A 14,507-nucleotide genomic window follows, 5' to 3' on the forward strand; every position below is an offset into this window, starting at 1 on the left:
TCTATCCTGGGCGCCCATGCGCCCGCTCCTCGGCTTGCTCGCGTTCCTCCCGTGCCTCGCCGCGTGCAGCGACGAGCCCCCCGGAGCCACCCCACCGCCCGCGCCCGACGCGGGCACCGACGCCGGCCCCTCCTCGTTCCGCAGCGCCCTCTACCCCGAGGACTGGACGCCCTCCTTCACGGACGCCGAGGGCCACTTCCTGCACGACTTCTCCTACGCGGGCTACCACCACGCCGAAGCCCCGCCCGGCGCGCCCGCCGCGGCCCCGACCTTCGACGTCGTCGCCCACGGCGCCGATCCCACCGGCAAGGCGGACGCGACCCTCGCCGTGCAGGCCGCCATCGACGAGGCCTCGGCCCAAGGCGGCGGGATCGTCACGTTCCCCGAGGGCCTCTATCGCATGGACGACAAGCTCGTCGTCGCCGCGTCCGGCGTCGTCCTGCGCGGCGCGGGCCCCACGAAATCGCGGCTCCACTTCACGCGATCGGCGGGCATGAGCTACGACGCGCACCTCGCCTTCCTCGGCAAGGCCGAGCCGAACCTCGAGCTCCCGCTCACGGCGGACACGACGTCGCGCACCGACGTCGTCGAGGTCGACGACGCCAAGGACCTCGCGCCGGGCGACGACGTCCTCCTCGGCTGGACCATCACGCCCGCCTTCATCGAGGAGCACGGCATGACGGGCACGTGGACGGCCTTCAACGACACCTGGCAGCCCTTCTTTCGCCGGACCGTCGTCGCCGTCGACAAGGCCTCGTCCCCGCACCGAATCACGCTCGACGTGCCGCTCCGGTACCCGGCCAAGCTCCGCGACGGCGCGAGCTTGCAGCGCGTCACGGGCCTCGTCCGCGAGTGCGGCGTCGAGTCGCTCGGCGTGTCGAACGCCGTCTCCTGGGCCGAGGCCTGGGCCGAATCGCAGGTCCACGCGATCGACCTCCGGCGCGTCGTCGACTGCTGGATCAAGGACGTCGCCTCGTTCCCCTCGCCCGGTGCGCCGGCCGAAGGACCGGGCGGCGGCGCGCACCTCGCCTCGGGCGGCATCCTCCTCGAAGAGACGGCGCGCGTCACCATCGAGCGCGTCTCGCTCGGCCTCGCGGAGAACCGCGGCGGCGGCGGAAACGGCTACCTCTTCGAGATCCGCCGCTCGAACGAGATCCTCGTCGCGGACAGCGAGGGCGACGGCGGGCGGCACAACTTCATCCAGAACTGGGGCTTCGGCACGACCGGCTGCGTCTTCTTACGTGTTCAAAGCAAAAACGGCGCGTCGCTCACCGACATGAACGACGCCTCCGGCTTCACGGGGCTCTCCGAGTTTCACCACTCGCTCGCCACCGCGAACCTCATCGATGCCTCGACCTTCGACGACGGTTTTTCCATCGTGAACCGCGGTGCCGAGAGCACCGGCGCCGGCCACACGGGCACCGAGAACGTGCTCTGGAACAACCGCGGCAAGGGCGCGCTCCGCTCCCTCCAGTTCGGCACGGGGTACGTGATCGGGACCGAGGGCCTCTACGTCACCACCGAGTCGCCGCTGCCGATGGCCGTCGGCACGATGCCCGTCGATTGGGTCGAGGGCCTCGAGGAAGGCGACCTGCTCGACCCACCGTCGCTCTACGAAGATCAGCTTGGCCGCCGCCGCGCGCGCTGACGTCACGAAAGCGCCGTCCGGCGATCCTCGGCCGACCGTACGAGCCGGAGCAATTCTTCCGACACGGAAGACAGCTCCGAGGCCGTCTGGAGCGTCTGCTTCGCGCTCGTCTGCACCTCGCGCGCTGCCTCCGAGACGGCCTGCATCGCCTGGTTCACCTGCTCCATCGCCGTCGTCTGGTGCCGCGTGCTCGCCTCGATCTCGCGCGACGATCGCGCCGTGTCTCCCACGTACGTGCGGATGCGCTCGAAACTCGCGCCCACGTCCACGAACCTGCGCGTGCTCGCCTCCACGGCTTTCGCGCCGTCCTCCGTCGCCATCACGGTCGCGTTCGTCGCGCCGCGCACCTGCTCGACGAGGTGCTGGATGTTCCGCGCGGCGCCGGACACGCGCTCGGCGAGCTTGCGGATCTCGTCGGCGACCACGCCGAAGCGCCGCCCCGCTTCGCCCGCGCCTGCGGCCTCGATCGTCGCGTTGATCGCGAGGATGTTCGTCTGCTCGGCGAGCTCGCGGATGATGTCGACGATGCCCCCGATCTCCTGGGATCGCTGGTTCAGGCCGAGCATGTGCGTGACGACCTGATCGACCCGGGTGCGGGTCCCGTCGACGGCCTCGCGCGCCGCGACCACGGTCTGATCGCCGAACTGCGTGGCCGAGGACGTGTCCTCCGCGATGCGACTCACCTGCAGCGCGCTCTCGGCGATCTGGCGCGACGTGACCGTCAGCTCGCGGATCGTCACCGACACCTGCTGCGAGGTCGCGACCTGCTCGTTCGTCGAGCTCGCTTGTTGCGTCGCGGCGGCCTCGAGCTCACGCGCGGCGGCGCTCATGCGCTCGGCGGCGGACCCGATCTGGCGGCCGAGCGCGCGGACGACGAACGATCCCGCGCCGCTCACGACGACAAACGCGAGGAGGCACGAGCCCACGAGCACCGCGGCGAACGTGCGCACGAGATCGTCCACCACGGCGGCCCGCGTGCCGAGGAGCGCGCGCTCCTCGCCGATCATCTCGTCGATGCTCTTGCGAAGGGCGTCCATCGAGCGCTTGCCCTCGCCGGCCGCGATCAGCTTGATCGCTGGCTCGAGCCCTTCGCGCTTGCGGACATCGATGCTGCTCACGAGGTAGCCCTTCTGCCGCTCCACGAGCTGCCGCAGGTCCAAAAGCCGCTCTTGCTGGCGCGCATTGTCACGGGTGAGCCGCGTGATCTCGGCGACGTCCGTGTCGACGGTCAGGCTCGCCTTCTGGTACGGCTCGAGGAACGCCTCGTCGCCCGTGAGGATGTAGCCGCGCTGGCCCGTCTCCAGGTCCTGGAACGCGGAGAGCGTATCGCCGAGCGCGGTCAGCACCTCGCGCGTGTGCGCGACGGCGCCCGTGGCCACGAGGAGACGCTGGGTGGTCGCGTAGGCATACGCGCCGATGAGGATCAGAAACAAGAGGGGGAGCGCGATGACCGCGCCGAATTGCTTTCCTACCGTCCAGGACCTCGTCCCTGCCATGCGTCCGATCCTCCAGCTGCGTTCGAGCGCGCGTCGCGGCTCTGGTTCGATTTCGAGAGCGGCCAACCGAGCACCGCGCGGACGCTCGGAGCGAGCCCCGCGCCCTTGGTCACGGAATCGTGTACGCCGACACCCTCGCGAGCCGCACCAGCGACTCGGGCCCGATGTTACTGCACCGGAGCATCTGGGCCGCACCCATTCCGAGAGCGTCGTGCATCATTTTGAAAAACGAGTGAGCCGACGACCGTCGGCGCATTGACATCGGCTACGAACGAAGCCCGTGATGAATGCGAGGACTCGAAATCATTCCACAACGCATCCCCCTCGAATGCTGCCGCTGTACCGAGGACCACAGCCTCATTACGACGATGATCCCGGGTCTCGGGACGCGCGCGCGTTGCGCCGAGCACGCAAAGGTTGCGTGATGGGGCTCGACAAGGGGGACGGAGGGCCTGTATATGACTTGGCAAACGTTTTGCCAGGGGCCGCCACCATGACCACTCCCCTCCTCGTCTCGACGCTGATGAAATCCCCCGTGCTGTCGGTGACTTCCGACACGCTCGTGGATGAGGCTTACCACTTGCTCGCGTCGCGGCGCATCTCGTCGGTGCCCGTCGTCGACGCCGCAGGCAAGGCGCTCGGCGTCGTCTCGCTGACCGACCTCCTGCGCATCGGTCGGCTGCAGCCGGCCTCGCTCGCGGGCATCCAGCCGATCGACCTGCCCACCGAGCCTGTCTCGGAGCACATGCACAAGGGCGTGATCACGGTCGCGCCGAGCGCGCCGGTGACGGCCGCCGCGCGGATCATGGCCGACGAGCACGTGCACCGCGTGTACGTCGAGCAGGAAGGCAAGATCGTCGGCGTCTTCAGCATCGAGGAGGTGCTCTCCTCCGTGCGCGCGCTTCGCCTCGAAGGGGCGATCGGCGACGTGATGACGAAGCCCGTGATCTCGCTCCCCGTCACGGCCACGATCGCTGACGCCACCTCGCGGCTCGACCGCACGCACGTGACGGGCCTCGCGATCATCGACGAGTATCGCCACCCGGTCGGCGTCTTCACGCAGGTCGAGGCGCTCGCGGCGCGCAACCTCGCGCCCGAGACGAAGGTCGAGGACGTGATGAACTACGGCATCCTCACGCAGCACGTGAAGACCCCGCTCTACCGCGCGGCGGCGCACGCCTTCGAGTCGCGCGCGCGCCGCGTGCTCGTGCTGGAGAACGGCGAGCTCGTCGGCGTGATCACCGGGCTCGACTTCGCGCGCGTGCTCGCCGCGACCTGATCAATACGGCTTCTGCCCGATGAAATTGCCGGGCGGATCGTAGTTACAGACCCAGAACTCCCAATCCCCGCCGCCGAACGGCGAGCCCGTGCTGCAATTCGCCTTGCCGCAGCCGAGCTTCGTCGTGTTCGCCCAGACGACCTGGGTGTAATGCCCACACACGCCTGAGCACTCGTTCGACGCGTAGATGTAATCGGCCTTCTCGGAGACCCAGTTCGACACGACCTGCTCCGCGCTCGATCCATTGGAGCTCGCGTAGAGGTTCTCGCCATAGTCGTTCGAGCTGTGCTCCCAGACGCATTTCTCGGCGTAGGCCTGGGCGACGGCGGCGATCTCGGACGACCACACGAGCGGCGGCAGCGGCTCGGACGCCGCCGGATCGACGGACGCGCGCGCCGCGTTGTGGGCCGCGGTGATCCCTTGCATCGAGGCCGGCTCGCCCGCATTCGTGTCCCCGGACGAACCCTCGTCGTCGGAGCAGCCCGCGGCCGAAAGGAGGAAAGGAACGAGCACGAGCCCATAGAAAGGTGCAAAGCGCTTCATGGGGCGATCGTGGCACGCCGCGCGGCCGGGGCGCAAGGCGCCTCGGCGCAGGACTGCCGGATCGGCGCGGGTGTCCTTTCGAGCGCCGCGCGACGTATCCCCTGCATCACCTCTCCGTTCCAGAGCGAAACGAGGGGCGACGACGCGAGCGAGCCGATCACGGACGCCTCGTACGCCACGGGATGCACGCTCCCGTCGGGGTCGATGCACGCCTGCTCCCATTCCATGCGACACGTCAGGAAGCGCGCGCGGTTCGCGAAATCGTCGGCCGCGCGAAATGCGCCCAGCGCGGGATCGTCGCCGGCGATGCAGGGACAGGCGCCGCGCGGATCGAGGTGATCCACGAGCACGACCCCCGCGGGCGCGAGGATCGCCCCGAGCTCGCGGACCGCGCGCGTGATCCGCTCGCCCCGCGGGTCGAGCCATTCGACCTCGGCCCGCGCCGTGCACGGAAAGACCTCCTCGACCTTCAACCAATCGACCCCAAGCGAAGCGGAGAGCCTCCCGAGCGCGGAGAGCTCCTCCACATTCGAGGCCGTCACGACCGCCGAGATCCCGATCCGCACGTCGATCCCGCGCGCCGCGCGACGCCGGATCATGCCCTCGATGTTCTTCACGATCGTCGCGAACCGCCCGCCGATCCGGAGCCCGTCGTTCGTCCCGGCCGTCGCTCCGTCGAGCGAAAGAGAGAGGCTCGTCAGCCCGAGATCACAGAGCGCGTCGAACCGCGCCTCGTCGAGCGCCATTCCATTCGACAGCAAATGCACGTCCGTGCGGCCCGGACGACCCGCGCGGGCCTTTTGGATCGCCGCGAGCACCTCCGGGAAGATCGGCGCGACGATCGCCTCGCCGCCGTGCACGAAGCCCACGTAATCGGCCGCCGCGAATGGATCCCGCAGCGCGTCGAGCAGCCACGGCTGCATCGTGCGTGCGCTCCCGCTCCGCGTCTTCTCCGGCGCGTCCGTGATGCAATGGGCGCAGCGCAGGTTGCACCGCTCGGTCACGGTGACGTAAAGCCGCACGGGCAGCGGCGCGACCACGCTGCCCGCGCGAAACGCGTCACCGGCCGCGCCCGGCCCCGCGGCCCCCTCGATCGACGTCGCCGCCGCGCCCTCGCCCCGCCCCTCGCCTCGGGCCGCGTCCGGCCTCGGAATCGAGAACCATTGCCCCGCCCCGCCCGCGCGCCCGACGAGCCGCCCCGATTCCAATCGAAACACGTACGCGACGCGACGCGCCGACGCCGGCAGCCGCGCCTCGAACACCACGTGCTCGTCCTCCTCCGCCGCGACGTGCATGGCCTCCTCGCGCGCCCCTGCGCCCTCGTCCCACCGCACGACGAGGCCGCTGCCGTGCCCACGACGCAGCGCCGCGCGAATGCAGAGCCGCCCCTCCTTCTCCACGCCCACGAACGGGCTTACCGGCGCGTGCAGGATCGGCTCGTCCGCGCCGCCCACCACGAGCACGTTGTTCCGCAGCCCGCCCCGCGCCCGCGTCCGCGGGTTCTCCGGATCGAGCTCCCAGCGCGCGCCCTCCACGTGCAGCTTGTACTCGTACACCCCGATCGCCGCCTCGATCGTCGCCTCGAACGAGCCGTCCTCGCGCCGCGCCATGGGCGTCGGTCGAAACGCCGACCATTCCCCGCAGAGCGAGGCGAACGCCGCGGGCCGCTCCGGCCGGTAGAAAAACGTCACGGGGACGGGAGCCACCCGCGCACGATACGCGAATCCGCGCCCCGCGGAAGCCCTCCGGCCGTACGGGACTTCTTCCACCGGAGTGTTCGCGCGCCTCCCGAAAAGCGTGGACGAGGGCCCTACCTTGTCTCTTCCCTGCCCCTCGGCTCCGCTGTACCCTTCGCGTACGGCCATGGTCCAACGACGTCCGCATCCAGGGCGATCCCGAGCGCGGTGGCTCGGGTTTTCCGCTGCAATCGCCGTCTTCGGCGCTTCGCTCACCGCATGCGTCGGCGTCATCGGCGACGCGGACGAGGACACCACCGAAGCGGAGTCGCTCGTCCTCGCCGCGCCTGCGCTCCCGCGGCTCACGGCCGCGCAGTACCAGAGCTCGCTCGTCGAGCTCTTCGGCGCGAGCATGCCGAAGGCGCCGCTCGAGGACGACACGAAGCCGTTCCTCTTCTACAACATCGGCGCTTCGAGCACGACGCTCTCCGAGTTCGGCGTGCAGCAGTACGAGGAGTCCGCCGACGCCCTCACGCGCTACGTCTTCGCGGATCCGGCCCGGCGCGCCGCCTTCGTCGGCTGCGAGCCTGCCGCGCCCGGCGACGCGTGCGTCGAGGGCTTTTTGCGCCGCTTCGGCCGGCGCGTCTTCCGGCGACCGCTCACGAATGACGAGGTCTCTCGCTGGGTTGGAATCTCGCAGACGCTCGCGGATCCGAGCGCGTGGGAGGGCCTGCGCCTCGCGACCTCGGGCCTGCTCCAGTCCCCGCATTTCCTTTATCGCGCCGAGCTCGGCGTCCCCGACGACGGGGCCCCCGGCCGGCGCAAGCTCACGGGGTACGAAATGGCCACGCGCCTCTCGTTCCTCCTCTGGAACCAGGGCCCGGACGACGCCCTCCTCGACGCCGCCGAAAACGGCGACCTCGACAAAAGCGATGGCATCGCCGCGGCGGCCGAGCGCCTGCTCGACGATCCGCGCGCGCGCTCGGCGATGCAGGCATTCTTCCGGCAATACCTCGACCTCGGCCGCCTCGACGGCATCCAGCGCGACCCGGCCGCATATCCGTATTTCACGCCCACCATCAGGGAAGCAATGCGCCGCGAGGTCGAGCTGCTCGTCGAGGACGTCGTCTTCGAGAGCCGCGGCGACGCGCGCAGCATCTTCAGCACCCGCAAGACGTTCGTGAATGCGGACCTCGCGGCGCTCTACGGCATCGAGGCGCCCGGCGCGACGACGGACACGTTCGTCCCGGTGGAGCTGCCCGCGGACGGCCCGCGCGCGGGCCTGCTCACGCTCGGCGCGTTCCTCACCATGAATGCGCACGAGACCCGCACCTCGCCCACGGCGCGCGGCAAATACGTCCGCGAGCGCGTCCTCTGCCTGGAGGTTCCGGCCCCGCCGCCGGGCGTCGACACGACGCTCGATCCGCCGATGGGCGACCCCAAAACCGTGCGCGAGCAAATGGAGGCGCACCGCACGAACCCCGCCTGCGCCGCGTGCCATACCTTCATGGACCCGCCCGGCTTCCTCTTCGAGCATTTCGACTCGTCGGGGTATTACCGCACCGTCTTCGAGGGCGACCTGCCCATCGATTCATCGGGCGACCTCGACGGCAAACCGCTCGCGGACGCGCGCGGCCTCGCCACGGTCCTCGAGACCGAGCCCCGCGTCGGCCGTTGCATGGTCCAGCAGCTTTATCGTCACGCGCAGGGACGCCTCGAAACGAAGGGCGAACGGCTCGCGCTCGAGGACCTCGCCTCGCGCTTCGCCGGCGCCTCCTTCGATTTCCGCACCCTCCTGATCGAGCTCGTCACGCACGACGCCTTCCGTTACATCGGCGAGGAGCAGAGCCCGTGAAGACCACGCCCCTTTCCCGACGAACCTTCCTCCGGGGCGCCGTGGGCGGCACGGCCGTCGCCCTCGCCTTGCCCACGCTCGAAGCGATGCTCGGATCCCGCGACGCCGAGGCGGCGTCCACGGGGCCGATCTTCGGCATCTTCTTCTGGGGCGGCGGTTTGCCCTGGCACGACGGCCACGGCGCGCCCCAGGCCGGCCACCCCGACCTCTGGACGCCCGCCGCGACAGGCAAGGACTATGCGCCGAGCGAGCTCCTCGCGCCGCTCGCGCCCTACCAGCCGAGCGTCGTCACGGGATTGACCCCGCACACGGCAGTGCCCGATCTCCCGGCGGGCCAGAGCGACGGGCACATGCGCGGCTTCATGGTCTCCATGACCGGCGATCGCATTCGCCCCGAGGGATTCGATCACCCCTCGCACACGCTCACGGCGCTGCGCCCGACGCTCGACCAGTACGTCGCGAAACACCCGGCCTTCTACGGCCCGGAGAGCCCGCGCTTCCGCTCGCTCATCCTCGGCGCGAGCACCGCGCGGTTCCACGATTACGGTCACTGGAACGCGATCTCGTACAATGGCCCGGACGACCTGAACCCGCCGATCCTCGATCCGGGGCAGCTCTACGATCTCCTGTTCGGCGTGGCCGCGGACACGGCCGGAATGAAGCGCCGTGCGCTCCTGCTCGACGCGGTCATGGAGGACGCGAAGAGCCTCTCGGCCCGCGTCGGCGCGGCCGACAAGCAGCGCATCGAGGCCCACCTCGAGCACCTCCACAGCGTCAAGAGCCGCCTCGAATTCTCGGGCGACGCCTGCGCGCCCCCGGGCAAACCCGCGCCGAACGACGAGCTCGTCGCGAAGACCGACATCATGGGCTCGCTCCTCGCCTCGGCGCTCGCCTGCAACATGACGCGTGTCTTCTCGTTCATGTTGAGCTCGCCCGCGACGACCCACGTCTTCTCGAACCTCGGCGTCCCCAACGATTTTCACGCCACCGTCCACGAGGGCGCCTGGGATCACGCCCGCGCGGGCATCCTGTATCAAATGCAGGCCTTCGCGGCGTTCCTCGGCCGGCTCCAGGCCGTCGTCGAGCCGACGGGCGGCACGCTGCTCGATCGCGCGCTCGTCTTTGGCCTCTCCGAGTACGGCGAAGGGTATCAGCACAGCGTCGCCGAGATGCCCTGCGTCCTCGCGGGCGGCGCCAATGGAAAAATTCGCCGCAACGTCCACGTCCGCGACCCCGGCGGCAATTACAGCAAGGCCCACGTGACCATGCTTCGCGGCGTCGGCCTGGAGACGCCGAGCTTCGGCTGGAACGGCGGCGAGACGTCCGAAGCGTTCGGCGACATCCTCGTGTGAGGCGCGTGCCATTGCCATTCCAACACCTCTCGTCCTTGCGAACCCTCGGGCCCGCGGCGGCTCTCCTCGCGTGCTCGCTCCTCGTCCCGCGGGCGGCGCTCGCCGTCCAGCCGACGGGATACCTCGATAACGCCGGGTGCGACGCCATCGCCGGCTGGGCCCAGGATCCCGACGTCCCGGACCAGCCCATCGACGTCCACGTTTATTATGGCGTCCCCGCGGGCACCCCCGGCGCGCCCGCCATCGCCGTCCGCGCGAACGTCCATCGCGACGATCTCTGCGCGGCCATCGGCTCATGCGAGCATGGCTTCTTCGCCCCCTCGCCGCTCGCCTTTCACGACGGCAATGCCCGAGACGTCTATGCCTACGGCATCGACACCGGCGGCGAGGGCAATCCGGTGCTCGGCAACAGCCCTCGCACGCTCCAGTGCCCGCCTGCCGCGCAATCGGGCGTGCGGCGCAAGGTCGACGGCGTCCCCACATATGACGCCTGGCGATTCTCTTCATTCTGGGACCTCTTGCCCCTGCCCGCGGCGGACGCCGACCTGCTCCCGGACGGACCGGATATCCCCGACAAACCCGAGCTCGTCCAGGCCGACGACGGCACCGGACAAACCTGGCTCCTCGACGGCGGCGTGCGCCGGCTCGTCTCGCCGGGCGCCGCGGCGACCTGGCGCTTCGACATCGGAAAAGCCGCCGTGCGCCCCGCGGCCGAGGTGTATGCCCTCGTCGAGGGAACGCCGCTCCGCCCGCGGCCTGTGCTTTTCCTTCGCGGCGCGCTGTATCTCGTGGACGACCCCCAGCCCGTCGTCCCCGGCGGCGCGAGCTCGTCGACGTCGGGCGCCGGCGGCACGGGCGGCGGCGGCTGGGGCGAAGGCGGCGAGGGCGGCGACACCACGCCGGCCGAGCCTTCCAGCGGCGCGTGCACGATCGGCGCCCCCGAAAACGCGGACGCGCGCTCGTTTTTCCTGCCAATCCTCGGCGCCGTCGCGTTCGCCCGGAGCTTCAGACGACGAAGCTAACGCTCTCCCACGTCACCGGACGGATTCCCCCTCGATGGGCGGCAGCGGCCGCGGCCCGGGCGGATCGAGCGGCGGCTCCTCGCTCGGCTCCCCCACGAAACGCGGCGCGCCGCGATCGTCGATCGCGACCCGCAGGAACCGATGCCCGGTGATCCCGCCCCGGGTCACGTCGAGCTCCACGAGCGTCCCCGTGTGGCTCCCCGTCCGCGTCATGCCCGAAAACACGAAATTCCCGATCCCGTGCGCGATGAGCCGCCCTCGATACCGCTCGGCTGGCTGCACCACGTGCGCGTGCGCCGCTATCACCGCGTCGGCCCCGGCGTCGATCAGCGCGCGGCTCGCCTCGCGCTGGTACTTCGAGGGCGTGAGCGCGTATTCGATCCCCCAGTGCACGAACACGATCACGACGTCGGCGCGCTCCCGCGCCCGCTGCACGTCCTGCCGCGCCCGTGGCATCCCTCGATCCACGTGACCGATCAACGCGATTCGTACCCCCGAGACCTCCCGCACCACGAACGCCTCGCGCCCGGGGCTCGCCTGCGTCGTCCCGAAATTCCCGAGCCCCGCGGAATCGAGGCGCTCGATCATCTCGAAATACCCCGCCTCCGACATGTCGAGCGTGTGGTTGTTCGCCACCGAGACCATGTCGAAGCCCGCATCGAGGAGCAAGCGCGGCGCTGAAAGCGGCGCCACCAGCGGCTCGGGGATCGCGGGCTCCCCCTGCGACGTGACCACGCATTCGAGGTTCCCCACGAGCAGATCGTACGATCGCAACCGCTCGGCCACGTGCGCGAAAGGAAAGGCCGGCTCCTCACCTTTTTTGATCACCGAACCTATGCCGAGCGCCATCGATACGTCGCCGACGAATGCGACGGTCGCGCGCGGCGCCTCTGCGACGGGCGGCGCCTCCAGGGACACGGGGGGCGCCACGGGCCTCGGAATCGCGCTCGCGAGCGGGACCGGAAGGCCCGGCGCGCCCGACGCGCCGCTCGAAAACCACGCCGCCGCGAGCACGAGCCCGAGGAGCGTCAGAGCCGAGGCGCGGCGCGCTTGCATTCAGGCGATACCGTACACCATCGCCCGGCCGCGCGAAAACTTCCGACAGCGCTCAGACCGCGAGGACGTCCCGCAGATCGAGCCCCGGGATCGCCTCGGCGTGCTCGTGCACGAGCTTTCGCACGCCCTCGGCCAGCACCTCCTCGATTTTGCTCCGGACGAGCCCGGGCACCATCGAGGCCTCCGACGCTGGGTCCTTGGCCGCGAGCGCGATCCCCGCGTCGAGCGACACCTCGCACCCGGCGAAGCGCACGACCCCCGCAACCACGCGCACCAGTGATTCGAGCCCCGCGACCTCCTCCAGCGTCCCGCGCAGCCTGAGCCGCGACAGCGTCACGGCCCCGCCGCGATCGATACGAATGCACCCGAGCTCCACGATCGGGCTCCCGCCGTGCACGACCGAGAGCGCCTCGCTCGTGATCGTGATCGATTGCAGGTTCGCCGCGCGCACGCGCTCCGGGTTCGAGCGTTCGGCCGCGATCGCCGCGAGGTTCCCGCTCCCCTTGATTTGCACCTGGATCGCCCCGCCGGCCGCGACCGAGAGCCCCGTGCCGTTCTGCTCGTGCACGAACGCCTCGCGCAGCGCGAGCGTCGCCTCGGCCGCGGGATCGCCGAGATCCGCGATGGATACGTCCGACGCCCCGCTCGACGGCGCGTTTCGGAAATTGTCGGCGATGGCCTCGAGCGTCGCGAGCGCAGCCTCGTCCCGCATCGGATCATAGCCGGGACTCGCCATCTTCGTGCCGCGGAGGCCCGCGGCGATGATCTCCACGATCTGCTTTTTGGCCTCGTCCGTGAAATCCAGGAGCCCCTCGCCCGGGCCGTCGATCGGAGAGACCCACGCCTCGATGCGCGCGTCCGAAAACCGCACGTCCGCGCCCCCGAACAGCATGTTCTTCGCGGGCCACAATGCGTCGACGACGATCGGCGGATCACACCGCAAGGTCAGCCGATCCTGCGCGATCCGGAGGCGCACGCGGCTCGCGAGCTCGGTCCGCAGCGCGCGGACCCACGTCCGGCTGAGGTTCTTCCCGCGGGGCAGCGTGAAGGACAAACCAATGTCACGAAGCTCCACCACCGGGGGGAGCTGCCCGAGGAGCTCACTCGTCGTCGGGTCCGCCATGTCCGCCGATTCCCACCCACACCCGAAGTTGCGCGACCGATGAACTTTTTACCGCGAACGGGCACGAAAGGCAAGCGCCCCTCGCGGGCAACATTCCTTCACCTGTCGGGCAACAATTCTTCACCTTCCGGGAGTTGACTTTGTGACCGCCGGTCACTAACACGAACGGCCATGAATCTTCGCACGTTCTTAATCAGGACCGCCATCCCCTCCCTCACCCTCGCCCTGCCGGCCCTCGTGGGCTGTGGAGGCTCGGAGCCCGCGCCGCCCGGGCAGCCGGGGGAAGAGCTGCTCGCGCCCCCGGAAGCGGGCGAGGGCGTGCAGTTCAAGATGATCACGAAGCTCGATCCCGGCACCGAAGGCGAGCATTGCATGTTCGTGCGAGCGCCCGCCGAGGGTCTCTACGTGAACCGTGACCAGGTGCGCTTCACGAAGGGCAGCCACCACTTCCTGCTCTACCAGACGAGCTACGAAGACATCCCGACCCAGAAAGAGGACGGCACGGCCGTCGACACGAGCGGCGTGTTCGACTGCTCCGACGGCGCCACGAATGGCTGGGCCGTCGAGAAGCTCATCGCGGGCTCGCAGAACGGCGACGGCCAGTCCTTCCTGAGCTTCCCCGAAGGCGTGGCCATGAAGGTGCGCCCCGGCGCGGTGCTCCTCATGAACGCGCATTACATCAACGCCTCGATGAACACGATCGAGCCCGAGGTCCGGGTGAACCTCTACTCGGTCCCCGAGACGGAGGTGCAGACGGAGGGCGACGTCCTCTTCCTCTACAACCCGTTCATCCACGTCGGTGCCATGAGCGAGGGCCGCGCGCGCATGCGCTGCCCGGTGCACAAGGACATCACGATCGTGAACGTGCAGTCGCACATGCACGCGCGCGGCGTCGGGTATGCGGCGTCCATCGTGGGAGAGGCGGACCCCTTCTACACGAGCGAGACGTGGGAAAACGTGCCGGTCAAGGATTTCGGGGCGGGGCTCCAGGTCAAGGCCGGCTCGTGGTTCGATTACCAGTGCGACTACTCGAACGGCGAGATGCGGAACGTCTTCCAGGGGCCGCGCTCGACCGACGAGATGTGCATGCTCATCGGCTCGTATTACCCGGCCGAGCCGGCGACCGCGAACTGCCTCGCCGAGGCGGCCGCCCCCAACCAGCAGAACTTCATCGGCGCCGAATGGGTGGGCAATGGCAAGGCGACGTGTGCCGAATCCTTCTCGTGCGTGCAGCAAGCCCTCGGCTCGGGTATGGGCGCTCTCGAGGGCATGACGCCCTGCGTGACGAACTCCGACCCCACGGTCTCGAACGAGATGTCCGCCGCCCTGCGTTGCCTCTTCAGGCTCGGCCCGGGCCAGGATCCGACGGTCGTCTGCAAGACCGAGTTCGAAGCCTGCCTCGCGAAGTGACCTTCCCCCGCCGGATCACGCTCACCCGGGCGTGATCCGGCCCTTCC

11 protein-coding genes are annotated in these 14,507 nt (G+C 69.8%); 6 read left to right on the top strand and 5 right to left on the bottom strand.

The genetic code is table 11. The annotated features are described in order from the left end of the window. The first annotated feature begins 16 nt into the window (after positions 1 to 16). Entirely contained in the window at positions 17 to 1,648 is a 1,632-nt protein-coding gene (locus tag QHF85_RS26435; protein ID WP_281330095.1) for a glycosyl hydrolase family 28-related protein, read from the top strand. Positions 1,649 to 1,650: 2 nt separating this feature from the next. On the opposite strand, the gene QHF85_RS26440 is transcribed toward QHF85_RS26435, so the two are convergent. After that, a complete protein-coding gene (locus QHF85_RS26440) occupies positions 1,651 to 3,144 on the bottom strand; it encodes a CHASE3 domain-containing protein (protein WP_281330096.1) in 1,494 nt (497 codons plus the stop codon). A gap of 493 nt (positions 3,145 to 3,637) precedes the next feature. Here QHF85_RS26440 and QHF85_RS26445 point away from each other — a divergent pair, with 493 nt between their 5' ends. Beyond that, positions 3,638 to 4,423: a CBS domain-containing protein gene (locus QHF85_RS26445; protein WP_281330097.1), complete on the top strand. Its 786-nt coding sequence runs from the start codon at positions 3,638 to 3,640 to the stop codon at positions 4,421 to 4,423. Here QHF85_RS26445 and QHF85_RS26450 read toward each other — a convergent pair whose 3' ends face one another. Further along, positions 4,424 to 4,966, bottom strand: a complete 543-nt coding sequence (locus QHF85_RS26450) for a CAP domain-containing protein (RefSeq protein WP_281330098.1) — start codon at positions 4,964 to 4,966, stop codon at positions 4,424 to 4,426. It abuts the gene before it with no gap. Next, positions 4,963 to 6,672 (bottom strand): radical SAM protein, encoded by a 1,710-nt coding sequence (locus QHF85_RS26455; protein WP_281330099.1) that lies wholly within the window; start codon positions 6,670 to 6,672, stop codon positions 4,963 to 4,965. The genes QHF85_RS26450 and QHF85_RS26455 overlap by 4 nt, the downstream gene beginning before the upstream one ends. A gap of 157 nt (positions 6,673 to 6,829) precedes the next feature. On the opposite strand from QHF85_RS26455, the gene QHF85_RS26460 reads away from it, so the two are divergent. The 3 genes from QHF85_RS26460 to QHF85_RS26470 are packed head-to-tail and all read left to right on the top strand — an operon-like array spanning position 6,830 to position 10,871. Continuing rightward, positions 6,830 to 8,497, top strand: coding sequence for a DUF1592 domain-containing protein (locus QHF85_RS26460; RefSeq protein WP_281330100.1), 1,668 nt, complete (start codon positions 6,830 to 6,832; stop codon positions 8,495 to 8,497). After that, positions 8,494 to 9,849, top strand: a complete 1,356-nt coding sequence (locus QHF85_RS26465; protein WP_281330101.1) for a DUF1552 domain-containing protein — start codon at positions 8,494 to 8,496, stop codon at positions 9,847 to 9,849. The genes QHF85_RS26460 and QHF85_RS26465 overlap by 4 nt, the downstream gene beginning before the upstream one ends. A gap of 35 nt (positions 9,850 to 9,884) precedes the next feature. Then, positions 9,885 to 10,871, top strand: coding sequence for a hypothetical protein (locus tag QHF85_RS26470; RefSeq protein ID WP_281330102.1), 987 nt, complete (start codon positions 9,885 to 9,887; stop codon positions 10,869 to 10,871). A gap of 12 nt (positions 10,872 to 10,883) precedes the next feature. Here QHF85_RS26470 and QHF85_RS26475 read toward each other — a convergent pair whose 3' ends face one another. Together QHF85_RS26475 and QHF85_RS26480 are read right to left on the bottom strand one after the other, a co-directional pair. Then, a complete protein-coding gene (locus QHF85_RS26475; protein ID WP_281330103.1) occupies positions 10,884 to 11,927 on the bottom strand; it encodes a CapA family protein in 1,044 nt (347 codons plus the stop codon). Positions 11,928 to 11,979: 52 nt separating this feature from the next. Further along, positions 11,980 to 13,050, bottom strand: coding sequence for a hypothetical protein (locus tag QHF85_RS26480; RefSeq protein WP_281330104.1), 1,071 nt, complete (start codon positions 13,048 to 13,050; stop codon positions 11,980 to 11,982). 171 nt (positions 13,051 to 13,221) lie between these two features. Here QHF85_RS26480 and QHF85_RS26485 point away from each other — a divergent pair, with 171 nt between their 5' ends. Continuing rightward, a complete protein-coding gene (locus QHF85_RS26485; RefSeq protein ID WP_281330105.1) occupies positions 13,222 to 14,460 on the top strand; it encodes a hypothetical protein in 1,239 nt (412 codons plus the stop codon). Positions 14,461 to 14,507: the final 47 nt, after the last annotated feature.

The organism is Polyangium sp. 6x1 (assembly GCF_029946515.1).
Lineage (GTDB): Bacteria > Myxococcota_A > Polyangia > Polyangiales > Polyangiaceae > Polyangium.

Bases quoted from the DNA above. Each gene is read 5' to 3' on its own strand.
- QHF85_RS26445 (WP_281330097.1), top strand. From the start codon at position 3,638: ATGACCACTCCCCTCCTCGTCTCGACGCTGATGAAATCCCCCGTGCTG.
- QHF85_RS26480 (WP_281330104.1), bottom strand. From the start codon at position 13,050: ATGGCGGACCCGACGACGAGTGAGCTCCTCGGGCAGCTCCCCCCGGTG.
- QHF85_RS26460 (WP_281330100.1), top strand. From the start codon at position 6,830: ATGGTCCAACGACGTCCGCATCCAGGGCGATCCCGAGCGCGGTGGCTC.
- QHF85_RS26440 (WP_281330096.1), bottom strand. From the start codon at position 3,144: ATGGCAGGGACGAGGTCCTGGACGGTAGGAAAGCAATTCGGCGCGGTC.
- QHF85_RS26485 (WP_281330105.1), top strand. From the start codon at position 13,222: ATGAATCTTCGCACGTTCTTAATCAGGACCGCCATCCCCTCCCTCACC.
- QHF85_RS26475 (WP_281330103.1), bottom strand. From the start codon at position 11,927: ATGCAAGCGCGCCGCGCCTCGGCTCTGACGCTCCTCGGGCTCGTGCTC.
- QHF85_RS26450 (WP_281330098.1), bottom strand. From the start codon at position 4,966: ATGAAGCGCTTTGCACCTTTCTATGGGCTCGTGCTCGTTCCTTTCCTC.
- QHF85_RS26435 (WP_281330095.1), top strand. From the start codon at position 17: ATGCGCCCGCTCCTCGGCTTGCTCGCGTTCCTCCCGTGCCTCGCCGCG.